At 66.5% G+C, this 20,860-nt stretch carries 18 protein-coding genes; 9 read left to right on the forward strand and 9 right to left on the reverse strand.

The window, feature by feature from the left end:
- Position 1: 1 nt before the first annotated feature.
- The 4 genes from lspA to cobA form a co-directional block, all read right to left on the reverse strand.
- Positions 2-511, reverse strand: a complete 510-nt coding sequence (lspA, locus tag ACTFO6_RS00580) for a signal peptidase II (protein ID WP_439932511.1) — start codon at positions 509-511, stop codon at positions 2-4.
- Complete coding sequence (gene ileS / locus ACTFO6_RS00585; RefSeq protein WP_439932512.1) at positions 504-3,308, reverse strand: isoleucine--tRNA ligase; 2,805 nt, start codon at positions 3,306-3,308, stop codon at positions 504-506. The genes lspA and ileS overlap by 8 nt, the downstream gene beginning before the upstream one ends.
- Positions 3,309-3,350: 42 nt before the next feature.
- The gene (locus ACTFO6_RS00590; RefSeq protein WP_439932513.1) at positions 3,351-4,301 is read right to left on the reverse strand and encodes a bifunctional riboflavin kinase/FAD synthetase; all 951 of its coding nucleotides are present in this window, start codon (positions 4,299-4,301) and stop codon (positions 3,351-3,353) included.
- Between the two features lie 157 nt (positions 4,302-4,458).
- Entirely contained in the window at positions 4,459-5,223 is a 765-nt protein-coding gene (gene cobA / locus ACTFO6_RS00595) for a uroporphyrinogen-III C-methyltransferase (RefSeq protein WP_439932514.1), read from the reverse strand.
- Positions 5,224-5,460: 237 nt separating this feature from the next.
- Here cobA and cysB point away from each other — a divergent pair, with 237 nt between their 5' ends.
- Together cysB and ACTFO6_RS00605 are read left to right on the forward strand one after the other, a co-directional pair.
- Complete coding sequence (gene cysB / locus ACTFO6_RS00600; RefSeq protein ID WP_439932515.1) at positions 5,461-6,402, forward strand: HTH-type transcriptional regulator CysB; 942 nt, start codon at positions 5,461-5,463, stop codon at positions 6,400-6,402.
- A 162-nt stretch (positions 6,403-6,564) separates the two neighbouring features.
- Positions 6,565-7,989, forward strand: a complete 1,425-nt coding sequence (locus ACTFO6_RS00605; protein WP_439932516.1) for a malonyl-CoA decarboxylase — start codon at positions 6,565-6,567, stop codon at positions 7,987-7,989.
- A gap of 32 nt (positions 7,990-8,021) precedes the next feature.
- On the opposite strand, the gene murJ is transcribed toward ACTFO6_RS00605, so the two are convergent.
- Positions 8,022-9,560: a murein biosynthesis integral membrane protein MurJ gene (murJ, locus tag ACTFO6_RS00610; RefSeq protein WP_439932517.1), complete on the reverse strand. Its 1,539-nt coding sequence runs from the start codon at positions 9,558-9,560 to the stop codon at positions 8,022-8,024.
- A gap of 189 nt (positions 9,561-9,749) precedes the next feature.
- Here murJ and rpsT point away from each other — a divergent pair, with 189 nt between their 5' ends.
- Positions 9,750-10,013, forward strand: coding sequence for a 30S ribosomal protein S20 (rpsT, locus tag ACTFO6_RS00615; protein ID WP_439932518.1), 264 nt, complete (start codon positions 9,750-9,752; stop codon positions 10,011-10,013).
- Between the two features lie 72 nt (positions 10,014-10,085).
- Here rpsT and ACTFO6_RS00620 read toward each other — a convergent pair whose 3' ends face one another.
- On the reverse strand, positions 10,086-10,871 hold the full coding sequence (locus ACTFO6_RS00620; protein WP_439932519.1) for a slipin family protein: 786 nt from the start codon (positions 10,869-10,871) through the stop codon (positions 10,086-10,088).
- A gap of 19 nt (positions 10,872-10,890) precedes the next feature.
- Positions 10,891-12,333 (reverse strand): NfeD family protein, encoded by a 1,443-nt coding sequence (locus ACTFO6_RS00625; protein WP_439932520.1) that lies wholly within the window; start codon positions 12,331-12,333, stop codon positions 10,891-10,893.
- Positions 12,334-12,535: 202 nt separating this feature from the next.
- Between ACTFO6_RS00625 and ACTFO6_RS00630 the strand changes: the two genes are divergently transcribed.
- From ACTFO6_RS00630 to ACTFO6_RS00650, 5 genes are all read left to right on the forward strand, one after another.
- The gene (locus tag ACTFO6_RS00630; protein ID WP_439932521.1) at positions 12,536-14,515 is read left to right on the forward strand and encodes an aminotransferase class I/II-fold pyridoxal phosphate-dependent enzyme; all 1,980 of its coding nucleotides are present in this window, start codon (positions 12,536-12,538) and stop codon (positions 14,513-14,515) included.
- Between the two features lie 177 nt (positions 14,516-14,692).
- Positions 14,693-15,889: an aspartate aminotransferase family protein gene (locus ACTFO6_RS00635; RefSeq protein WP_439932522.1), complete on the forward strand. Its 1,197-nt coding sequence runs from the start codon at positions 14,693-14,695 to the stop codon at positions 15,887-15,889.
- Between the two features lies 1 nt (position 15,890).
- Complete coding sequence (argF, locus tag ACTFO6_RS00640) at positions 15,891-16,814, forward strand: ornithine carbamoyltransferase (RefSeq protein WP_439932523.1); 924 nt, start codon at positions 15,891-15,893, stop codon at positions 16,812-16,814.
- A 41-nt stretch (positions 16,815-16,855) separates the two neighbouring features.
- On the forward strand, positions 16,856-18,079 hold the full coding sequence (locus tag ACTFO6_RS00645) for an argininosuccinate synthase (protein ID WP_439932524.1): 1,224 nt from the start codon (positions 16,856-16,858) through the stop codon (positions 18,077-18,079).
- 42 nt (positions 18,080-18,121) lie between these two features.
- The gene (locus ACTFO6_RS00650) at positions 18,122-18,607 is read left to right on the forward strand and encodes a YajQ family cyclic di-GMP-binding protein (protein ID WP_439932525.1); all 486 of its coding nucleotides are present in this window, start codon (positions 18,122-18,124) and stop codon (positions 18,605-18,607) included.
- Here the strand turns inward: ACTFO6_RS00650 and ACTFO6_RS00655 are convergent.
- Positions 18,588-19,472 (reverse strand): ion transporter, encoded by an 885-nt coding sequence (locus ACTFO6_RS00655; RefSeq protein WP_439932526.1) that lies wholly within the window; start codon positions 19,470-19,472, stop codon positions 18,588-18,590. The genes ACTFO6_RS00650 and ACTFO6_RS00655 overlap by 20 nt on opposite strands.
- Positions 19,473-19,478: 6 nt before the next feature.
- Positions 19,479-20,189, reverse strand: a complete 711-nt coding sequence (locus ACTFO6_RS00660) for a type 1 glutamine amidotransferase (RefSeq protein ID WP_439932527.1) — start codon at positions 20,187-20,189, stop codon at positions 19,479-19,481.
- Between the two features lie 51 nt (positions 20,190-20,240).
- On the opposite strand from ACTFO6_RS00660, the gene ACTFO6_RS00665 reads away from it, so the two are divergent.
- Positions 20,241-20,858, forward strand: a complete 618-nt coding sequence (locus tag ACTFO6_RS00665; protein WP_439932528.1) for a retropepsin-like aspartic protease family protein — start codon at positions 20,241-20,243, stop codon at positions 20,856-20,858.
- Positions 20,859-20,860 lie beyond the last annotated feature (2 nt).

Raw genomic sequence — 20,860 nt, forward strand, 5'->3', positions numbered from 1 at the left:
CTCACCGGCGCCTCCGGCTTCCGCGGAAGGCGTCCCACAGCAGCGTCATCGCCCCGCATGTGATCGCCGCATCCGCCACGTTGAAGGCGGGCCAGTGGTAGCCGGCCAGGTGGAAGTCGAGGAAATCCACCACGTGACCCAGGGTGATCCGGTCCCACAGGTTTCCCAGCGCCCCGCCCAAGATCAGTCCCAGGGCCAGGCAGAAGAGAAACTCTCCCCGGTGGCGACGGAGCAGGTAAAGGATCGAGGCCGACGCGGCCACGGCGATGCCGATGAAAAATTCCCGCTGCCAGCCGGACGCGTCGGCGAATAGGCTGAAGGCGGCGCCCCGGTTGAAGGTCAGTACCAGGTTGAAGAAGGGGGTCACCGGGACCACGGCGCCAGGGGCGAAGCTCGCCTCGATCCAGCGCTTGGTCAGGAAGTCCACGACCAGGACGATCCCCGCCACCAGCAGCGCCGCCGTGCGGTAGGACCGGCCGCCCCCTTGCCGGTAGATTTGTCGCTCACGCATAAACCCGGGGCTCGCCGGCGCCGAAAAGGTTCGCGATACAGCGCCCGCAAAGGGTGGGGTGGTCGGGGTGGCAGCCCACGTCGGCGCGATAATGCCAGCAACGCTCGCACTTGGGATGGGGGATCGGCACCGCCGAAACGCCTTCGTCCTCGGCCCGGTCGACCCGGACCGCGACCGCGTGGGAGGTGAGGAGCACGAGCCGCAGGTCGTCTCCCAGGGAGGCGAGGACGTCGTACGTCTCGCCCCGGGCGCGGATCTCCACGCTGGCCTGCAGGGAGGAGCCGATCCTGTCCTCGACCCGCAGGTTCTCCAGGTGCTTTTGCACGGCCGAGCGCACCTCCCGGATCCTGGCCCAGCGAGCCATGAGCCGCTCCGGATCCGGGATCTCAGGAAGCTGGTGCCATTGGTGCAGGAACACGCTGTCCTCGGGCGCGCCGGTGAGGACCTCCCAAGCCTCCTCGGCGGTGAACGACAGGATGGGCGCGAATAGCCGCAGCAGACTGTGGGCCATGTGGTGCAGGACGGTCTGCGCCGCGCGGCGCGGCCTGCTGTCGCGCCCCGTCGTGTAAAGCCGGTCCTTGAGGATATCGAGATAGAAGGCTCCCAGCTCCTCGGAGCAAAAGTGATGGAGCTTCTGCACGATCAAGTGGAATTCGTAGCGCTCGTAGTCGTCTATCACTGAGCGCTGAAGGGCGGCGAGCAGCGCCAGGGCGTAGCGGTCGATCTCCAGCCATTCCTCCACGGGCAGGCTATGGCGGCGGGAATCGAAGTCGGACACGTTGGCCAGCAGGAAGCGCAGGGTGTTGCGGATGCGTCGGTACATCTCCACCACCCGCTTCAGGATCTCGTCGGAGATGGAAAGCTCGCCGGAGTAATCGGTGGCTGCCACCCACAGCCGCAGGATGTCGGCGCCCAGGGTTCCCGCCACCTCTTGCGGGGCGATCACGTTGCCCCGCGACTTGCTCATCTTGTGGCCTTCCCCGTCCACCACGAAGCCGTGGGTGAGGAGCGCCCGGTAAGGGGCGCGGCCGTCGATGGCCGCGCCGGTAAGCAGGGACGACTGGAACCAGCCCCGGTGCTGGTCGGAGCCCTCCAAGTAGAGGTCAGCCGGATGGGCGAGTTCGGGATGCCGCTTCAACACCGTGTCGTGGGTCACGCCGGAATCGAACCACACGTCCAGGATGTCGGTGAGCTTCTGATAGCGATCCGCCTCCGGTCCCAGCAGCTCCGTCGCATCCAGGGAAAACCAGGCTTCGATGCCGCGCGCCTCCACCCGCCGGGCGACCTCCTCCAGCAGCTCGAGGGTGCGCGGGTGCAGCTCGCCGGATTCCCGGTCCACGAAGAAAGGGATCGGCACGCCCCAATTGCGCTGCCTGGAGACGCACCAGTCCGGGCGGTTCTGGATCATGGCCTCCAGCCGCGCCCGGCCCCAGCTCGGGAAAAAGCGGGTCGCCGCCACGGCCTCCAGGGCCACCTCCCGCAGCCTCCGATGCTCCCGCGGCGCCCCGTCCGGCCCGCGGTGGGTGTCGGTGTCCATCATGATGAACCACTGGGTGGTGGCGCGGAAGATAATGGGGGTCTTGTGGCGCCAGCAGTGGGGATAGCTGTGCCGGACGGTTTCCCGGTGCAGCAGTGCCCCGTTTTTCTCTAGCACTTCGATGATCACCGGGTTGGCGTCCCATACCGAGAGCCCCCCCACCAGGGGCATGGCGGGGGAAAAGCGGCCGTCGTCGCCCACGGGGTTGTCCACCGGCAAGCCGTAGCGGCTGCCGATGACGAAGTCCTCCAGGCCGTGGGCGGGGGCCGTGTGCACCAGGCCCGTGCCCGCCTCCAGGGTGACATGCTCCGCGCAGATGAGGGGCACCCGCCGATCATAGAACGGGTGCCTGAGGGGGATGCCCTCGAGGCGTGCGCCCTTGAAGCGGGCGAAGACTTCCACCGATTCGTATCCGTAGCGCTTAATGCACGCTTCCGCCAGGTCCTGGGCCAGAATCAGCAGTCCCCCGGGGGTTTGGATCAGCGCGTAAGTGAATTCCGGGTGCACGGCGACGGCCTGGTTCGCCGGCAAGGTCCAGGGCGTGGTGGTCCAGATCACGGCGTAGGCGGGCTCGCTCAAGGAGGGCAAGCCCAGCGCCCGGGCGAGGGTCCCGAGGTCCGCCACCGGGAAGGCCACGTCGATGGCGGGAGACGTGCGGTCCTCGTACTCCACCTCCGCCTCCGCCAGGGCGGATCCGCATTCCAGACACCAGTTGACCGGCCGCTCCCCCCGCTGGAGGTAGCCATTGCGGTGGATCTGGCCGAAAGCGCGGATGATGTCGGCCTCCGTCTTGTAGTCCATGGTGAGGTAGGGATGATCCCAGTCCCCCAGGATCCCCAGGCGGATGAAGTCCGCCTTCTGGCGCTTGACCTGGGCGGCGGCGTATTGCCTGCACAGCTCCCGGAACCGGGCGGGCGGCAGATGCTTCCCGTGCTGCTTTTCCACCTGATGCTCGATGGGCAGCCCGTGGCAGTCCCATCCCGGCACGTAAGGGGCGTCGAATCCCGCCAGCGCCTTGCTCTTGATGATGATGTCCTTGAGGATCTTGTTGACCGCGTGGCCGATATGGATGTCCCCGTTGGCGTAGGGCGGGCCGTCGTGGAGGATGAACTTCGGCCGGCCGCGGGCGGCTTCCCGGAGGCGCTGGTAGAGGCGCTTTTCCTGCCAGCGTTTGAGCATCGCGGGCTCGCGCCGGGCCAGCTCGCCGCGCATGGGGAAGGGAGTCTCGGGAAGGTTCAGCGTCTTTTTGTAGTCGGTCATGGGCGAGGGTGTCTTTTCATTGAACGGGCGGCCGTCGGGCGGTTAGCGCACCGCGGGCTGGGTCTGGTCCATAGCGGCAAAAAGCTGGCGGGCCTGCTCCACGTCGCGGGCGATCTGGCGAGCGAGACTCTCCAGGTCCGGATACTTTTCCTCGTCCCGCAGCTTGGCGAGAAAGTTGACCCGCAGGTGCCTGCCGTAGATCAGGCGGTCGAAATCGAGCAGGTGCACTTCCAGGGTGGGGCGCCCCTGGTCATGGAGGGTGGGTCGCATTCCCAGGCTCGCCACCCCCCGCATCGGCCGCGCCTCGATGCCTTCTACTTCTACCGCGAAGATGCCCATGAGGGGCGGGCGATTGTGCTTCATGAGCACGTTGGCGGTGGGAAAGCCGAGCTTCTTGCCCAGTTTTTGGCCGTCCACCACCCGGCCGCTGATGCTGTAGGGCCGGCCGAGGAGCCGGCGCGCCGTGTCCAGATCCCCGAGGGCCAGCGCCTCGCGCACCGCGGTGCTGGAAACCCGTAAGCCCCCCACGCTCACCGTGGACATGGCTTCCACCCGGAAGCCCAACTCCCGGCCCAGGCGAACCAGCATGGCGAAGTCGCCCGCCCGCCGGGCGCCGAAACGGAAGTCGTCTCCCACCAGTACCCAGCGGGCCCCCAGCGCCTGGTGCAGCACCTGGGTGACGAAAAGCTCCGCGCTCACCTGGGCGAAACGGTAGTCGAAGCGCACGATCTGCACCCGGTCGATGCCGGTGCGGCCCAGCAGCTCCAGCTTCTCCCGCAGGCTGGTGAGCCGGGCGGGCGCCTGGTCGGGAGCGAAGAACTCCCGCGGATGGGGCTCGAAGGTCATCACGCAGGCGGGCATTCCCAGGGCGCGCGCCGCCGCCACCAGGCGCGAGAGCATGGCCTGGTGGCCCAGGTGGACCCCATCGAAATTCCCGATCGTGAGGGCCAGGGGTCCGATCGAGGCGCGCGGTATGCCGCGGCGGATGACCATCGAATGGAATAAAAGCTTGAATGATAGCGTGTTTTCGCCCCGCTGGTCCAGCTTTTTGGGGCGAAGGGGGGCCTGCCTTAACCGGCATCCTAAAAAATGCTTGACGACGCTCGGCCCTCGACAAGGGTAAGGGGTTAGTCAACCATTTACCGCGGGCTCAATGGGACAGCAAGAGGGGAAGGGGAAGCGTTTCCGTCTGGAGAGCTCGTGCAGCGAGGGCTTCGGCCGCCCGGCCTGCCAGGATCAGGACTGGGCCCTGGGTCTCCAGGGGAATGCCCTCCAGGAGCGCTCCGAGGGTAGTCAGGAGATGGCGCTCCCCGTCCAGGGTGGCGTTTTCTACCAGGGCGACGGGCGTGGCGGCGGGTTTTCCTTGGGCAATCAAGGTGGCGGCGACCTGGGCCGCCTGGCTCGCTCCCATGTAGATGGCCAAGGTGTCCGCCGCGGCCGCCCCAGCGGCCCAGTCGGTCGGGGTCTCCCCCCGGCCGACGCGGGGCGTCACGAGGGCGATGCTGCGGCCGGATCCCCGTCGGGTAAGAGAGACGCCCAGAGCGGCGGCGGCCGCGGTGGCCGCGGTGACCCCGGGGACCACCTCGTACGGGATTCCCTGGGACTCAAGGGCTTCGATTTCCTCCTGGAGCCGGCCGAACAGGGTTGGGTCGCCTCCCTTGAGGCGCACGACCACGGCACAGCGGCGCGCCGCCTGGGCCAGGCTGCGATGGATGAAGCGTTGGTCCACCGCCGCGCCGTTGTGGCGCTTGCCCACGTTCACGATCCTCGCCTGCGGCGCCAACGCCAGGATGTCCGGGTGCACCAGGGCGTCGTGGAACACGATGTGCGCCTGGGCCAGAAGGCGCGCTCCACGCACCGTGATCAGGTCGGGGGCCCCTGGTCCGGCCCCTACGAAATAGACTTTGCCGCGCATTCTTTCCCGGTCCCTGGGCCGCCTCGGGAGCGGCGCTTCCTCGCCCCGGGGCGCCCTTTCGTCCTCCGGGCGCCGATTCATCTCGCCGTACACCGGACCACGGATTCTGTTTTTCGCTTCTCGAGAAGGCGAAACAAGAGTCGCCGGCTCTAGGGCCGTGAGCATGGTAGCAGGAGGGTTAATACTGGCAAAGAATATTGTGTTAGACTTTAATAACTTACTGGTATTTGACCTGACATGAAGCTGCAGCAGTTGCGTTATTTCTGCGAGGTGGCCAAGCAGGGCCTGAACGTCTCCGAGGCGGCCAACGCCCTCTATACCTCCCAGCCTGGCATCAGCAAGCAGATCCGGATGCTGGAAGAGGAGCTGGGCGTGCGGCTATTCGTGCGCAAAGGCAAGCGCATCACGGAGATCACCCCGCCCGGGGAGGCGGCCCTCGCCATCGCCCGCCGCATTCTCGACGAAGTGGAGAACCTGAAGCGGGTGGGTGAGGAATACAGCGCCCAGGCGAGCGGCAACCTGGTGATCGCCACCACCCATACCCAGGCCCGCTATGCGCTTCCGCCGGTGATCCAGGAATTCCGCGCCCAGTACCCCCAGGTCAGGTTGAGCCTCAAGCAGGGCAACCCCCAGCAGATCGCCGAAGCCGTCATCGCGGCGGAGGCGGATCTGGCCATCGCCACCGAATCCCTCGCCCTCTACGACAAACTAGTGACGCTGCCCTGCTACCAGTGGAATCATTGCGTGGTGACGCCACCCCGTCACCCTCTGCTCAAGGAATCGACGCTCACCCTGGAGGCGATCGCCCGCTATCCCCTCATCACCTACGACTTCGCCTTCACCGGGCGCTCCCAGATCCAGCGGGCGTTCGAGCAACGGGGCTTGAAGCCCAACGTGGTGCTGACCGCTATCGATGCGGACGTGATCAAGACCTACGTGAGGCTGGGCCTGGGCATTGGCATCGTGGCCCGCATGGCCTACGATCCCCAAGAGGACAAGAGTCTCAAAGCCCTCGACGCGAGCCATCTGTTCGAGTCCAGCGTGACCCGCATCGCCCTGCGGCGGGGGGCGTATCTGCGGGGCTACATCTATGACTTCATCCAACTCTTCGCCCCCCATTTGTCGCGGCAAGTGGTGGAGGCCACTTTGGCCGGACGCGGCAGCGACTACCAGCTTTGAGCGCCGGGCCTCGGGCTTCGAGCTTTGATCCACCCCCGAGGGAACCCTGGGGCGCTTTCCCCGGTCTTCCTGGCGGGCATGGGCGTTGCTTAGGTTCACGAAGCGGGTTCGACCGCCGCCGGCGGGAAGCAGCGGCGCACGCCCGCGATGACGGAGCATCCCGTGGAAGACGTCGAGCGTTCAGGATTTCTGGCCCGAGGCTGGAGAAGCTTGCGGGAACTGTGGCAGGAGGTCGCCTCCTCGGCCCGCGGGAATGAGGAGGCGGACGCGGCCCGCCATCTGAGCCCGCGCCAGCTTGCGCGCCTGCGCCATACCCTCACCGAGTGCGTCCAGGAAGTGGGGGGCCAGGTCTCCGCTCGGGCCCGGGCGGCCGAGATCGGGGAGACCTATCTCGCCCTTCCCGATCCGGGGCGGCGGGAGTTTCTGCGACTCCTGGCCCGGGAGTTCGGTCCCGACCTGGCGGCGGTGGATCGGGCCATCGACGCTTACCGGCGCACGCCTGAAGGCGACCGGGCCTTGGCTGCCGCCCGGCTGGCGGAGGCGTTGCAGCCGCCCCGGCTTCGCATCTTCACCCAGTTCAACGCCCTCCCCCAGGGAGTGAAGTTCCTCGTGGACTTACGGGCCGACGTGCTGCGCTTGGTGCGGGATGCGCCGGAGCTCTCCGTCCTGGGCCGGGAACTGGAGGGGCTGCTGGCGAGCTGGTTCGACGTGGGCTTCCTGGACCTGCGGCGCATCACCTGGGAGTCTCCCGCGATGCTGCTGGAAAAATTGTTCGCCTACGAGGCGGTCCACGAGATCCGCTCTTGGAGCGACTTGCGGCACCGGCTGGACGGGGACCGCCGCTGCTACGCCTTTTTCCATCCCCGCATGCCCGACGAGCCCTTGATCTTCGTCGAGGTGGCGCTGGTGCGGCGCATCGCCGCCAGCATCCACGCCCTGCTGGACGAGCGGGTGCCCGCCGTCGATCCCCGCAAGGCGGACACCGCCGTGTTCTATTCCATCTCCAGCACCCAGCCGGGCCTGCGGGGGGTGAGTTTCGGCCATTTCCTGCTGAAGCGGGTGATCGACGACCTGCGAGAGGAGCTGCCGAACCTCAAGACCTTCGCCACCCTGTCGCCCGTGCCCTTCTTCCGCCGCTGGCTGACGGCGCTCCTGGAGAAACCCGAGCCGGTTCTGACGGCCCCGGAGGCGAAGCGCGTCGCGGAGGCGAGCGGCGAGGCGGACGCGGAGACGGGGCTGCGCAAGCTTTTGTCCGGAAACGAATGGGTGCAACAGGCGCCGGCCCAGGAGGCCCTGCGGGCCCCCCTCGTCCGCCTTTGCGCCCGCTACCTGGTGGAAGTTAAGGAGGGCAACCGCCCGATGGATCCCGTGGCGCGCTTTCACCTGGGCAACGGGGCGCGCCTGGAGCGGATCAACTGGCTGGCCGACGCCTCTCCCAAGGGCCTCAAGCAGTCCCTGGGGATCATGGTGAATTACCTTTACGACTTGAAGGACATCGAGGACAACCACGAGCGCTACGCCCGCAGCGGCGAAGTGGTAGTTTCGAGCACCGTGAGGAGCCTGCTCAAGCAGGCGAGGGGCGCTTGAGTTCGATGGTTTTTCAACCATTGACCGAAGGCTCAATGGGCGGCCCGCCGGGAGAAGTGGGCCAGCCGGAACCCGAGCAGCCATAGGGTGGCGAAATAGGTGGCCGCCCCGGTGGCGATGACGGCCGCCAGCCGGGCGGTGCGCTGCATTGCGGACATTGCGAGCCACGCGGCGTCGGGCCCCGCTCCGAACCACAGCACGACCGCCATGGCCGAGAGCGCCGCGGCGATCTTGGCGAGAAACCACCCCCAGCCCGCCCCGGGCCGGTAGATCCCCTGCCGGCGTAGCTGCCGGTACAGGAGCGCCGCGTTCAAGCAGGCCCCCAGGCTAATCGCCAGCGCCAGGCCCGCGTGCTTTAGGGGAAAGATGAAGGCCAGGTTCATGGCCTGGGTGGCGAACAGGGTCACCACGGCGGCGCGCACCGGCGTGCGGATGTCCTGGCGGGCGTAGAAACCCGGTGCCAGCACCTTGACCAGGATGAGCCCGGTCAGGCCCACGCTGTAGGCGACGAGCGCCCGCCGGGTCATCCAGACGTCTTCCGCGCCGAACTGGCCGTGGTGGAACAGGGTAGCGATCAGGGGCGCGGAAAGCACCGCCAGGGCGACGGCCGCGGGCAGGGTGAGGACCGCGGTGAGGCGCAACCCCCAATCGAGGAGCCTAGAGTATTCCTCGGGATTCCGGTCGGCGTGGTGCTTAGAGAGGCTCGGCAGCAGCACCGTGCCGAGGGCCACGCCCAGGAGCCCGGTGGGAAACTCCATCAAGCGGTCGGCGTAATAGAGCCAGGAGACGCTGCCCGTGACCAGGAACGAAGCGAAGATGGTGTTGATGAGGAGGCTCAACTGGCCGATGGACACGCCGAAAAGGGCCGGCGCCATGAGCTCTAGGATGCGCCGGACGCCGGGATCGTCCGGGCGCCAGCGGAAGCGGGGCAGCAGATCGAGCCGGACCAGGAAGGGGACTTGGAACAGGAGCTGGGCCAGGCCGCCGATGAACACCGCCCAGGCCAGGGCCAGGACGGGCGGATCGAGGAGGGGGGCGAGCCACAGAGCGCCGGCGATGAAAGAGAGGTTGAGCAACACCGGCGTGAAGGCGGGCACCGAAAAGCGGCTGTAGGTGTTGAGGACGCCGGCGGCCAGGGCGGTCAGGGAGATGAAGCCGATGTACGGAAAGGTGATGCGCAGGAGCTGCACGGTCAGCTCGAAACGCTCCGGCGTGGCGGAGAAGCCGGGGGCGCTCACGTAGATGATGAGGGGGGCGGCGGCCACCCCAAGCAGGATCACCACCGCCAGGGCGAGACCGAGCACCGCCGCCACCCGGTCCACCAGCTCCCGCATCGCCTGGTGGCCATGGCGGTTGCGGTACTCCGCCAGCACCGGTACGAAGGCCTGGGAGAACGCCCCCTCAGCGAACAGGCGCCGCAGCAGATTGGGAATGCGGAAGGCGACGAAAAAAGCGTCGGTGGCGAGCCCCGCGCCGAACACCCGGGCGATGATCACGTCGCGCACGAAGCCGAGAATCCGGGAGAGCAGCGTCATGCTGCTCACGGTGGCGACGGCGCGCAGAAGATTCATGGAGGAAGCGGGGACGCTCGGCCGAGGGCGGAAGGCTCGAGCGATGATAATCCAGAGACACCGGGCGGGCGAGGGCGGATGGCGTTCTAGTTCCCGGATTCGCCCAGAAGGGCTTTCCCCGCGCCTTGCCAAAGCGGGCCGATTTCCTTATCATTCGCCCCTTTCCAACAGGACCTTAGGCATTTTTCCATGGCCAATACCGCACAAGCGCGCAAGCGGGCCCGGCAGGCCGTGAGGCGGCGCCTGCGCAACATGTCCCTGCGCTCCGAGTTTCGCACCGCCATCAAGAAAGTCCGCAAGGCCATCCAGGCGGGGGACAAGGCGGCCGCCGAAGCGGAGTTCCGCCAGTGTATGAGCACGGTGGACCGGATCGCGGACAAGGACATCGTTCACAAGAACACCGTAGCCCGGTACAAGAGCCGGCTGGCCCACGCCATCAAGGCCATGACCTGAGTTACCCCGCGGCTCAAGGGTTGAAGCGCGAGCGGCCCGGAATCTTCCGGGCCGCTCGCTTTTGGAGGTGGCCTAGGCGACCGGGCGCTGCTCCCTGGCCCGCCTCATGGTCTCGGTCATGAGGGAGATGATGTCCACCGGCAGCGGGAACACGATGGTGTGGGACTTGTCGCCGGCGATCTGGGTCAGGGTCTGCATGTATCGAAGCTGCATCGCTTCCGACTGACGCGCCAGCATCTGGGCAGCCTGGAGCAGCTTCTCCGCCGCCTGCAGCTCCCCTTCGGCGTGGATGATCTTCGCCCGCCGCTCCCGCTCGGCCTCCGCCTGGCGGGCGATGGCCCGCACCATGGACTCGTTCAGGTCCACGTGCTTGATCTCCACGTTGGACACCTTCACGCCCCAAGCGTCCGTCTGCACGTCCAGGGTCTGCTGGATGTCCACGTTGAGCTTCTCCCGCTCGGCCAGCATCTCGTCCAGCTCGTGCTTGCCGAGCACCGCCCGCAGCGTCGTCTGGGCGAGCTGGCTGGTGGCCACCAGGAAGTTCTCCACCTGGATGATGGCCTTCTGCGGATCCACGACCCGGAAGTAGATGACTGCGTTGACCTTGACAGAGACGTTGTCGCGGGAGATCACGTCCTGGCTCGGCACGTCCATGGTGACCGTGCGCAGGTCTACCCGTACCATTTGCTGGATGCCGGGGATCACCAGGATGAGGCCCGGGCCCTTCACTTTCCAGAACCGTCCCAGCATGAAGACCACGCCCCGCTCGTATTCCCGCAGGATGCGGAACGAGGCGATCACCAGCACGGCGAGGAGAATCAGGAAGCCGCCTAAACCGATTTCCGGAAACAAAGGCATTGTTTCTTTCCTCCCTTCGTCAGTTGGAATCCACCGGCGCCACGTCCAGCACCAGGTCCTTCATGGCCGTGACGCGCACCCGCTGGCCGCGGCGCAAGGGCTGCGCGGCCCGCACCCGCCAGATCTCGCTGTGCACCCGCGCCAGCCCCTCTCCGCCGGGAGCGTCTTCCAGCATCTCGCCCAAGGCACCCACCATTTCCTCGGCGCCGCTTACCACCGGCCGCTTGCGGGCCCGGAAAGCCATGCTCAGCACGATGGCCAGGAACGCGGCGCTGATGGCGGTGAAGATCCCGATCAGCTCCCAGGGGATGCCGTAGCCCGGCACCTCGGTGTCGATCAGCATGATAGAGCCGATCACGAACGCGATGAGCCCCCCGATGCCCAGCACGCCGAAGCTGGGCAGGAACGCCTCCCCGATCATGAAGGCGAGCCCGAGCAGGATCAGCGCCAGGCCCGCGTAGTTGATCGGCAGCAGTTGAAAGGCGAACAGGGCGAGCAGCAGGCAGATGGCGCCCACCACCCCGGGCAGCACGAACCCGGGGTTGGAGAACTCGAAGAACAGGCCGTAGATGCCGATCAGCATCAGGATGTAGGCCACGCTCGGATCGGTGATGACGGCCAGCAGCTTGGTGCGCCAGTCGGGGAGGTACTCCAGCCGCGACGCCTCGGCGAGCTGCAGGACGCGCTTCTGCCCCGCGGCCTCCACCGCCCGGCCGTGCAGCTTCTTGAGCAGGTCGGTGACGTCGTCGGCCACCAGGTCGATCACGTTGATCCTGGCCGCCTCCTCGGCCGACAGGCTCACGGCTTCCCGCACCGCTTTTTCTGCCCACTCCACGTTGCGTCCCCGGAGCTGGGCAAGGCCGCGGATGTAGGCTGCGGCGTCGTGGATCTGCTTGGCCCGCATGGCGTCGGCCGAGGAAGGGGGCTTTTCGCTCTTTTGCCCCTTGTCGTCGGCCTTTTTCCCCTTCTTCTCGTCCTTCGTCTCCTTGTCTTTTTCGCCGGCCGGCTGCTCGGGTTTCTGGGGTTCCGGCACGCCGCCGATCTGCACCGGGGTTGCGGCGCCCAGGTTGGTGCCTGGGGCCATGGCGGCGATGTGGCTGGCGTAGAGGATGTAGGTCCCCGCGCTAGCGGCGCGGGCGCCCCGAGGGCCGACGAAGACGGCCACCGGGACCGGGGAAGCCAGGATGTCCTTGATGATCTGGCGCATGGAGGTGTCGAGGCCCCCCGGGGTGTCCATCTGGAGCACCACCAGCTCGGCCCCTTCCCGCTGGGCAAAGCCGAGCCCGCGGGAGACATAGTCGGCGATGGCCGGGCCGATGGGCCCCTGGAAGGACATGACCACCACCGGAGCCCGCGCCTTCTTCTCGGGGGCGACCTCGGGCTCCTCCTTGGGGACGGCGCCGGCGGTCCACGCCAGCACCCCCAGCAGGAGGGGCAGCAGCAAGGCGAGGCGGGTTCGCATAAGCGGGAAAGTCGATCCGGTGCGGTCTCCTGGACCGGGCGCCAGGGGAGATCCCTGCGCTGCCTGGGCAATCTCTCAATCTTTTGGATTCAAGTATAACGATTTTGGTTGCAGGCCGCCCCTCGCGGGAGGGAGGGGTTGCGTTCGCCCGAGTTTTGGCGCATAAAGGCGCATTTTTGCGGTAAGGGGGTCGTTCCACCCTATGAAAAAGCCGGTCAGCCGCGTCCTGGTGATCAACGACGAGAACCTGGTCCTCAAGGAAATCATCAAGGGCCTCAACGCGGCCGCCCGCACCCTGGAAAATCCCTACGGGCTGACTTTCGTCGGCGTCACCACGGCCCTGGAAGCCCTGCACCAGATCGAGGAGGACGGGGACATCCAGGCGGTGGTGGTGGACGACCGGCTCTACACCCTCAAGGCCGAATCCAACGGCCAGCGCTCGCTGCAGATGTCGGCGCTGGAGCTGGTGCAACGCATCACCCGCTTCCGGCCCGAGCTGGACGTCTACATCTTGATTTCCCAGGAGCAGGAGGACGAGGTGGTGGACGCCCTGTTCAGCGAGGCGGTGGACGGCTACTTCTACCGCGAAGAACGGGACTACAACGGCTGGTACCGGATCCTCTCCGCCCAGATCCAGGAGAAGGCGCGCACGCCCTTCTACGACCAGCTCAAGAACTACGTGCTCATGGCCAAGGACGCTTGGCACACGCCCGGCCATTCCTCGGGCGATTCCCTGCGCGGCAGCCCCTGGGTCAACGATTTCTACGAGTTCATGGGCGAGCACATCTTCGACGCCGACCTCTCGGTGTCGGTGCCCATGCTGGACTCCCTCATGGAGCCCACCGGGGTGATCCGGGACGCCCAGGAGATGGCGGCCAAGGCGTTCGGGGCCCGGCGCACCTTCTTCGCCACCAACGGCACCTCCACCGCCAACAAGGTGATCTTCCAGACCCTGCTGGCGCCGGGGGAGAAGCTGCTCCTGGACCGTAACTGCCACAAATCCGTGCACCACGGCGTGGTGCTGTCCGGGGCCCACCCCATCTACATGGACTCCTCGGTCAACAAGAAGTACGGAGTCTACGGGCCGGTGCCCAAGAAGACCATCCTGAAGGCGATCGAGGAGCATCCGGACGCAGAGGCCATGATCCTCACCTCGTGCACCTACGACGGGCTGCGCTACGACCTAGCCCCCATCGTGGAGGCGGCCCACGCCTGCAACATCAAGGTGATCATCGACGAGGCGTGGTACGGCCATGCCCGCTTCCATCCTTCCCTGCGGCCCACGGCCCTCGAGGCGGGGGCGGACTACGCCACCCAGTCCACCCACAAGGTGCTTTCCGCCTTTTCCCAGGCCAGCATGATCCACGTCAACGACCCGGACTTCAACGAGCACCTGTTCCGGGAGAATTTCAACATGCATACTTCCACGAGCCCCCAGTACGCCATGATCGCCAGCCTGGACGTGGGGCGCAAGCAGGCGGTGATGGAGGGCTACAAGCTCCTCAAGCGCACGCTGGAGCTGGCCGCGGAGCTGCGGGAACAGATCAATTCCACCGGCGTGTTCCGGGTGCTGGAGCTGGACGACCTGCTGCCCGAGGAAGTGAAGAACGACAACGTGAGGCTCGATCCGACCAAGGTCACCGTGGACATCTCCCGCTGCGGGCTCACGGTGGAGGAGCTGCAGCGGGAGCTGTTCGACCGCTACAACATCCAGGTGGAGAAGTCCACCTTCAACACCCTGACGCTGCTCCTCACCATCGGCACGACCCGCAGCAAGTGCTCTCGGCTCTACGACGCCCTGATGCGCATCGCTCGGGAGGGGCGGTCGCCCCAACGGCTGTACCAGACCCCCGACATCCCCCGCTTCACCCAGCTCAAATACCTGCCGCGGGACGCTTTCTACTGCGGCGGGGAAATCGCGCCGCTGCTGGACGAGAAGGACCGGGTGAACGGGGAGCTCGCGGGCCGGGTGTCCTGCGACCAGATCGTGCCCTACCCGCCCGGCATCCCGGTCCTGGTCCCCGGGCAGGTGATCACCCAGGACATCGTCCAGTACCTGGTGGGCTTGTTGCGCTCGCCCAAGAAGGTGGAGCTGCACGGCATCGTCTACGACGGTTACCTGCCCTGCGTGCGGGTGCTCACCGGCAGCGAGGAGAAGGGCTTGCGCCGGATCCGGCGCTGACGTGCGCCAGGGAGTCGGGGCGCCTTTCCCCTCCCGGTCCGCAGAGCCTGGGCCGGAGGCGGCGCTCGGGGCGGACCCTTGCACCGCGACCCCCTTGCCGCCACAATATGGTGGATTGTGCGACTTGGGCACACGGCGGCGGAAGCTTCCGTGTGCATTTGCTTTTTTGGTGCGGCGATGTCGCAATACCTGATGGATACCTACGCTCGACTCCCCGTGGCGTTCACCCGCGGGGAGGGCGTCTGGCTTTGGGACGCGGAAGGGCGGCGCTATCTGGACGCAGTGGCAGGCGTGGCGGTGTGCGGCATCGGCCATGCCCATCCCAGACTGGCCCAGGCCCTGTGCCGGCAAGCCCAGACCCTGATCCACACTTCCAACCTGTATTGCATCCCGCTGCAGGAGGAGCTGGCCGCACGCCTGTGCGCCCTGTCCGGGATGGACAACGCCTTTTTCTGCAATTCGGGGGCCGAGGCCAACGAGGCGGCCATCAAGCTGGCGCGCCTCTACGGCCACCGGCGGGGCATCGAAACCCCCACCATCATCGTCATGGAGCGGGCGTTCCACGGGCGCACCATGGCCACCCTGACCGCCACCGGCAACCGCAAGGTTCAGGCCGGGTTCGAGCCCCTGCTGGGGGGGTTCGCGCGGGTGCCGTACAACGACGTGCGGGCAGTGGAGCAGGTGGGGGAGCACAACCGCAACGTGGTGGCGGTGCTGGTAGAGCCCTTCCAAGGGGAGGGCGGGGTGCAGGTTCCGGAGGCGACTTACCTGGAGCGGCTGCGGGCCGTCTGCGACCGGTTCGGGTGGCTTCTCATGCTGGACGAAGTGCAGTGCGGCATCGGCCGCACCGGCCGCTGGTTCGCCTTCCAGCACACCCGCATGCTCCCCGACGTGATGACCCTGGCGAAGGGCCTGGGCTCCGGCGTTCCCGTGGGCGCCTGCCTCGCCCGGGGCGCCGCGGCGGGTGTGTTCAAGCCCGGCACCCACGGCTCCACCTTCGGCGGCGGGCCCCTCGCTTGCACCGCAGCGCTGACCACCCTGGCGGTCATGGAGGAGGAAGGTCTGCTCGCCAACGCGGCCAGCATGGGGGAGTACATGCTGCAGGCGTTCAGGGAGCGCCTCTCCGGAATTCCCGGCGTGGTGGAGGTGCGGGGGCAGGGCCTTATGATCGGCATTGAGCTCAACCGGCCCTGCCAGGAGCTGGTGCAATGGGCGATGGAGTCCGGCGTGCTCATCAACGTCACGGCGGACAGCGTGATCCGGTTGCTGCCGCCCCTGGTCATCGACCGGGCCCAGGCGCAGCAGGTGGTGGACACGGTGGTAGCCGTGGTGACCGAATTTCTCCGGGACGAGGCGCGCGAAGCCGCGAGCTGAGATGCCGATCAAACACTTCCTGGAGCTCAAAGACTTCACTCGCGCGGAGTTCGAGTACCTGTTCCGCCGCACTCGCTACATCAAGGAGAAGTTCAAGCGCTACGAGCCCCACCAGACCTTGACCGACCGCACGCTGGCGATGATCTTCGAGAAGCAGTCGACCCGCACGCGGCTGTCGTTCGAGGCGGGAATGCACCAGCTCGGCGGTGCGGCCATCTATCTCAACACCCGGGACACCCAGCTCGGACGGGGCGAGCCGGTGGAGGACATGGCCCAGGTGGTGTCGCGGATGGTGGACCTGGTGATGATCCGCACCTTCGAGCAGGCCACCGTGGAGCGCTTCGCCGCCCACTCCCGGGTACCGGTCATCAACGGCCTCACCAATCAATACCACCCGTGCCAGATCATGGCGGACATCTACACCTTCATCGAACACCGGGGCCCCATTCAGGGCAGGACGGTGGCCTGGATCGGCGACGCCAACAACGTCTGCCGTACCTGGCTGCAGGCAGCGGCCATCTTCGATTTCAAGCTCCAGGTATCCAGCCCTCCGGGCTACGAAGTGGAGCCGGAGCGGGCCGGAATCGACGACCTGAGCCGTTACGAGCATTTCCCCGACCCCATGGACGCCGCCCGGGGCGCGGACCTAGTGACCACGGACGTGTGGACCAGCATGGGCTTCGAGGCGGAGGACGAGGCGCGGCGCAAAGCGTTCGAGCGCTGGCGGGTGGACGCCCGCATGATGCGGCTCGCCAGGCCCGATGCGCTTTTCATGCACTGCCTGCCGGCCCACCGGGGCGAGGAAGTGACCGCGGAAGTGATCGACGGCCCCCAAAGCGTGGTGTGGGACGAAGCGGAGAACAGATTGCATACCCAAAAGGCGCTCATGGAATACCTGCTGCTCGGGCGCCTGGAGGATGGGTAAGGGGGGCAGGCAGGCGATTTTTAATCCGTAGCAAAAGCGAAATGAACAAAGTTAGAAAGGTGGTACTCGCCTATTCCGGCGGGTTGGATACGTCCGTCATTCTCAAGTGGCTCCAGGATACCTATGGCTGCGAGGTGGTGACTTTCACCGCCGACATCGGCCAGGGAGAGGAGCTCGCGCCTGCCAGGGCGAAGGCCAAGAAGCTGGGTGTCAAGGAGATCTACATCGAGGATCTCAAGGAGGAGTTCGCCCGGGACTTCGTGTTTCCCATGTTCCGCGCTAACGCCGTCTACGAGGGCGAGTACCTGCTCGGCACCTCCATCGCCCGGCCCTTGATCGCCAAACGCCAGATCGAGATCGCGCGCAGGACCCGGGCAGATGCGGTAGCCCACGGCGCCACCGGCAAAGGCAACGACCAGGTGCGCTTCGAGCTGGGCTACTACGCGCTCGCGCCCGACATCCGAGTGATCGCCCCCTGGCGGGAATGGGACCTCACCTCTCGGGAAAAGCTTATGGCCTACGCCAGGAAGCACGGCATCCCGGTGGAAATGAAAAAAAAGGGGGGGTCCCCCTATAGCATGGACGCTAACCTGCTGCACATCTCCTACGAGGGGCGCATCCTGGAAGATCCGGCGAAGGAGCCGGAGGAATCCATGTGGCGCTGGACCGTGGCGCCGGAGCGGGCGCCCAACAAGCCGGAGTACGTGAAGCTCGAGTTCCGGCATGGCGACTGCGTGGCGGTGAACGGCCGCAAACTTACGCCTGCCCAGGTGCTGATCACGCTCAACCGGCTGGGAGCGAAGCACGGCATCGGGCGTCTCGATCTGGTGGAGAACCGCTACGTCGGCATGAAGTCGCGAGGCTGCTACGAGACGCCGGGCGGCACCATCCTGCTCAAGGCCCATCGCGCCATGGAGTCCATTACCCTGGACCGGGAGGTGGCCCATATCAAGGACGAGCTCATGCCCCGCTACGCCTCCCTCATCTACAACGGCTACTGGTTCAGCCCCGAGCGGCGGCTGCTGCAAGAGCTGATCGACGCCTCCCAGGCGACGGTGAACGGCTGGGTGCGCTTAAAGCTCTACAAAGGCAACGTGATCGTGGTAGGTCGGGGCTCCGACACCGATTCCCTCTTCGATCCCACTATCGCCACCTTTGAAGAGGATCGGGGCGCCTACAACCAGGCCGACGCGGCCGGCTTCATACGGCTGAACGCCCTACGGATGCGCATCGCGGCGAAACTGAAGCTGAAGAGCAGAAGATGATGGGGCCACAGATCTTATCTTTCTTGTTTGGGGAAATTGGCCATGCCCTCGTTCGATATCGTCTCCCAGGTGGACAAGCAGGAGCTGCGCAACGCCGTGGACCAGGCGAACAAGGAAATTTCCACCCGCTTCGATTTCAAGGGCTCCGACGCTCGGGTGGAGCTGGCGGAGTACCAGCTTACCCTCTATGCCGATGACGAGTTCAAGCTGGGCCAGGTGAACGACATCCTGCTCGCCAAGCTCGCCAAACGGGGCGTCGACGTACGCTGCCTGGAGCGGGAGAAGGTGGAGGCCATCGGTGGCAACAAGGTCAAGCAGGTCGTCACCGTCCGGGTCGGGGTGGACAGCGACCTGGCGAAAAGAATCGTCAAGCTCGTCAAGGACAGCAAGCTCAAGGTCCAGGCCAGCGTTCAGGGCGACGCCGTACGGGTCTCCGGCGCGAAGAAGGACCTGCTGCAGGAAGCGATCCAGCTCGTGCGCAAGTCGGTGACCGACTTTCCCCTGCAGTTCACCAATTACCGCGATTAGGCGCTTGCCTCTGGCCGGCGCCCGCGGGCAGACGCGCCTCCAGCAGGGCCCGCAACGCCCGCAGCTCCTCCCGCAGGGATTCGATCTCGGCCCGGGAGGCGCTCACCACCTCCCGCGCCGCGTGCTCCACCGCGGCGGTGGTTTCCTCCCGGATTTCCTTCTCCTGCACCTGAATGGCGTTGACGATGACGCCGATGAACAGGTTCAGCATAGTGAAGGTGGCGGTCAGGATGAAGGGGATGAAAAACGCCCAAGCGTAAGGATATCTCTCCATCACCGGCCGGGCGATTCCCATGGACCAGCTCTCCAGGGTCATCACCTGAAACAAAGTGTACATGGAGAGGCCGATCGAGCCGAACCACTCCGGGAAGGCCTGGCCGAACAGATTGGTGGCGATCACCGCGAACACGTAGAAAAGGATGAGCAGGATCACGGCGATGGAGCCGATGCCGGGGATCGAGGCGAGGAGCGCCGTCACCACCCGCCGCATGGACGGCACGATGGAGAGCAACCGCAGCACCCGCAGGATCCTGAGGGCCCGCAGCACCGAGAAGGGGCCGCTCGATGGGACGAGGGCGATGGCCACCACCGCGAAATCGAACACGCTCCATGGGTCGCGGAAGAATCCCGGGCCCCGGGCGATCACGCGCAAGGCGATCTCCACGACGAAAACGGAAAGGATGGCCGCGTCCAGCGCCACCAGCAGCGGACCGGCGGCGGCCATCAGGGCGGGCGAGGTCTCCATGCCCAGGGTCACGGCATTGACCACGATGAGGGCGGTCACCAGCCGCTGCACCTGGGGTCCTTCGATCCAGTCCCGCAGTTGATTGCGCCAGGAGCGGCGGGCGGTCAGCGTGGCCGACATGGCTGTCTATCCCTGCAGTTTGCGGATCCAGCGCCCGTAGACTGCGTCGGCGACCCGGTGCAGGGCGCTCACCCGGGACTCCAAGTCTTGCAGCATGGCCTCCGGCGGCTGCACGCCAGGGCTCGAGCGGGAGGCCTCGATCTCGCGCTTGCCCGCTTGGCACCAGGCGCGCACCAGCTCCTCGGTCATTTCCACGTGGCACTGCAAAGCGATGCTGTTGCCGAGGGCGAAGCCCTGGTTCTGGCACAAGGGGCTCGAGAGCACGTGGGTCGCGCCTTCAGGGAGGGAAAACGTCTCCCCGTGCCAGTGGAAGGACAGAAAGCGCTCCGGCAGTCCCGCGAACCATTCCTCGGCCGCGGCGTTGGCGGCGCGGGTCACCTCGCCCCATCCGATCTCCTTTTGCGGCGCCCGCGTGACCCGACCGCCCAGGGCCTTGGCCATGAGCTGGCCGCCCAGGCAATGGCCCAGCACCGGCATGCCGCGCTCCACGGCGGTGCGGATCCGCTCGAGCACGGGCGGTATCCAGGGCAGATCGTCGTTCACGCTCATGGGCCCTCCCATGAAGGCGAGGCCGGAGAACCTAGCGAGGTCCGCGGGAACGGGATCGCCGGCGTCGATGCGGACGAGTGTCCAGGCGATACCGTGGCGTTCCAGGTATGTGGCAAAATACCCCGGGCCTTCGGCGGGGTGGTGGCGAAAGATGGCGACAGGTTTCATCCCTGACTCCGGGTCTCGCTCGTGAAGTCGCGGCATTTTAGTCGAATTCTGTTGCTCGTCCTATGGGCGCCCTTTGCTGCCTACGCGACCGATGTCCAGGTGGTGGGCCTGTCCAAGGGACGGGCGGTGATGGTGGTAAACGGCGGCAAGCCGCGCACGGTGCGGGAAGGCGAGACGACGCCCGAGGGAGTGAAGCTCCTCGCTGCCGACAGCGCCCGGGCGGTGATCGAAGTGGACGGGGTGCGCCGCTCGGTGGGATTGGGCCAGGCGGTCACCGGCGGCGGTCCCACCGGCGACCGGGCCAGTGCTACCCTGATCTCCGACGGGCGCGGCCACTTCATCGCCAACGGGCAGATCAACGGCGCCCCGGTGCAGTTCGTGGTGGATACCGGGGCGACCCTGGTAACCATTCCCAGCCGGGAGGCGAAACGCATCGGCCTCCACTATCAAGGGGGCGTGCAGCGCTACGCGTCCACCGCCAACGGGCCGGTGCCGATCTACCTGATCAAGCTGGACGAGGTGCGCGTGGGAGAGGTTCTGCTGCGCAACGTGGACGCGGCGGTCCAGGAAGGCGATAGCCTGCCGGTCATCCTGCTGGGCATGAGCTTTCTCAACCGGGTGGAGATGCGCCAGGAGGGCAGCACCCTGACCCTGAAAAAGCGCTTCTAGCC

The organism is Pelomicrobium sp. G1 (genome assembly GCF_051905455.1).
Classification (GTDB): Bacteria; Pseudomonadota; Gammaproteobacteria; order Burkholderiales; family UBA6910; genus Pelomicrobium.

Bases quoted from the DNA above. Each gene is read 5' to 3' on its own strand.
- lspA (WP_439932511.1), bottom strand. From the start codon at position 511: ATGCGTGAGCGACAAATCTACCGGCAAGGGGGCGGCCGGTCCTACCGC.
- ileS (WP_439932512.1), bottom strand. From the start codon at position 3,308: ATGACCGACTACAAAAAGACGCTGAACCTTCCCGAGACTCCCTTCCCC.
- ACTFO6_RS00590 (WP_439932513.1), bottom strand. From the start codon at position 4,301: ATGGTCATCCGCCGCGGCATACCGCGCGCCTCGATCGGACCCCTGGCC.
- cobA (WP_439932514.1), bottom strand. From the start codon at position 5,223: ATGCGCGGCAAAGTCTATTTCGTAGGGGCCGGACCAGGGGCCCCCGAC.
- cysB (WP_439932515.1), top strand. From the start codon at position 5,461: ATGAAGCTGCAGCAGTTGCGTTATTTCTGCGAGGTGGCCAAGCAGGGC.
- murJ (WP_439932517.1), bottom strand. From the start codon at position 9,560: ATGAATCTTCTGCGCGCCGTCGCCACCGTGAGCAGCATGACGCTGCTC.
- rpsT (WP_439932518.1), top strand. From the start codon at position 9,750: ATGGCCAATACCGCACAAGCGCGCAAGCGGGCCCGGCAGGCCGTGAGG.
- ACTFO6_RS00620 (WP_439932519.1), bottom strand. From the start codon at position 10,871: ATGCCTTTGTTTCCGGAAATCGGTTTAGGCGGCTTCCTGATTCTCCTC.
- ACTFO6_RS00625 (WP_439932520.1), bottom strand. From the start codon at position 12,333: ATGCGAACCCGCCTCGCCTTGCTGCTGCCCCTCCTGCTGGGGGTGCTG.
- ACTFO6_RS00630 (WP_439932521.1), top strand. From the start codon at position 12,536: ATGAAAAAGCCGGTCAGCCGCGTCCTGGTGATCAACGACGAGAACCTG.
- ACTFO6_RS00635 (WP_439932522.1), top strand. From the start codon at position 14,693: ATGTCGCAATACCTGATGGATACCTACGCTCGACTCCCCGTGGCGTTC.
- argF (WP_439932523.1), top strand. From the start codon at position 15,891: ATGCCGATCAAACACTTCCTGGAGCTCAAAGACTTCACTCGCGCGGAG.
- ACTFO6_RS00645 (WP_439932524.1), top strand. From the start codon at position 16,856: ATGAACAAAGTTAGAAAGGTGGTACTCGCCTATTCCGGCGGGTTGGAT.
- ACTFO6_RS00650 (WP_439932525.1), top strand. From the start codon at position 18,122: ATGCCCTCGTTCGATATCGTCTCCCAGGTGGACAAGCAGGAGCTGCGC.
- ACTFO6_RS00655 (WP_439932526.1), bottom strand. From the start codon at position 19,472: ATGTCGGCCACGCTGACCGCCCGCCGCTCCTGGCGCAATCAACTGCGG.
- ACTFO6_RS00660 (WP_439932527.1), bottom strand. From the start codon at position 20,189: ATGAAACCTGTCGCCATCTTTCGCCACCACCCCGCCGAAGGCCCGGGG.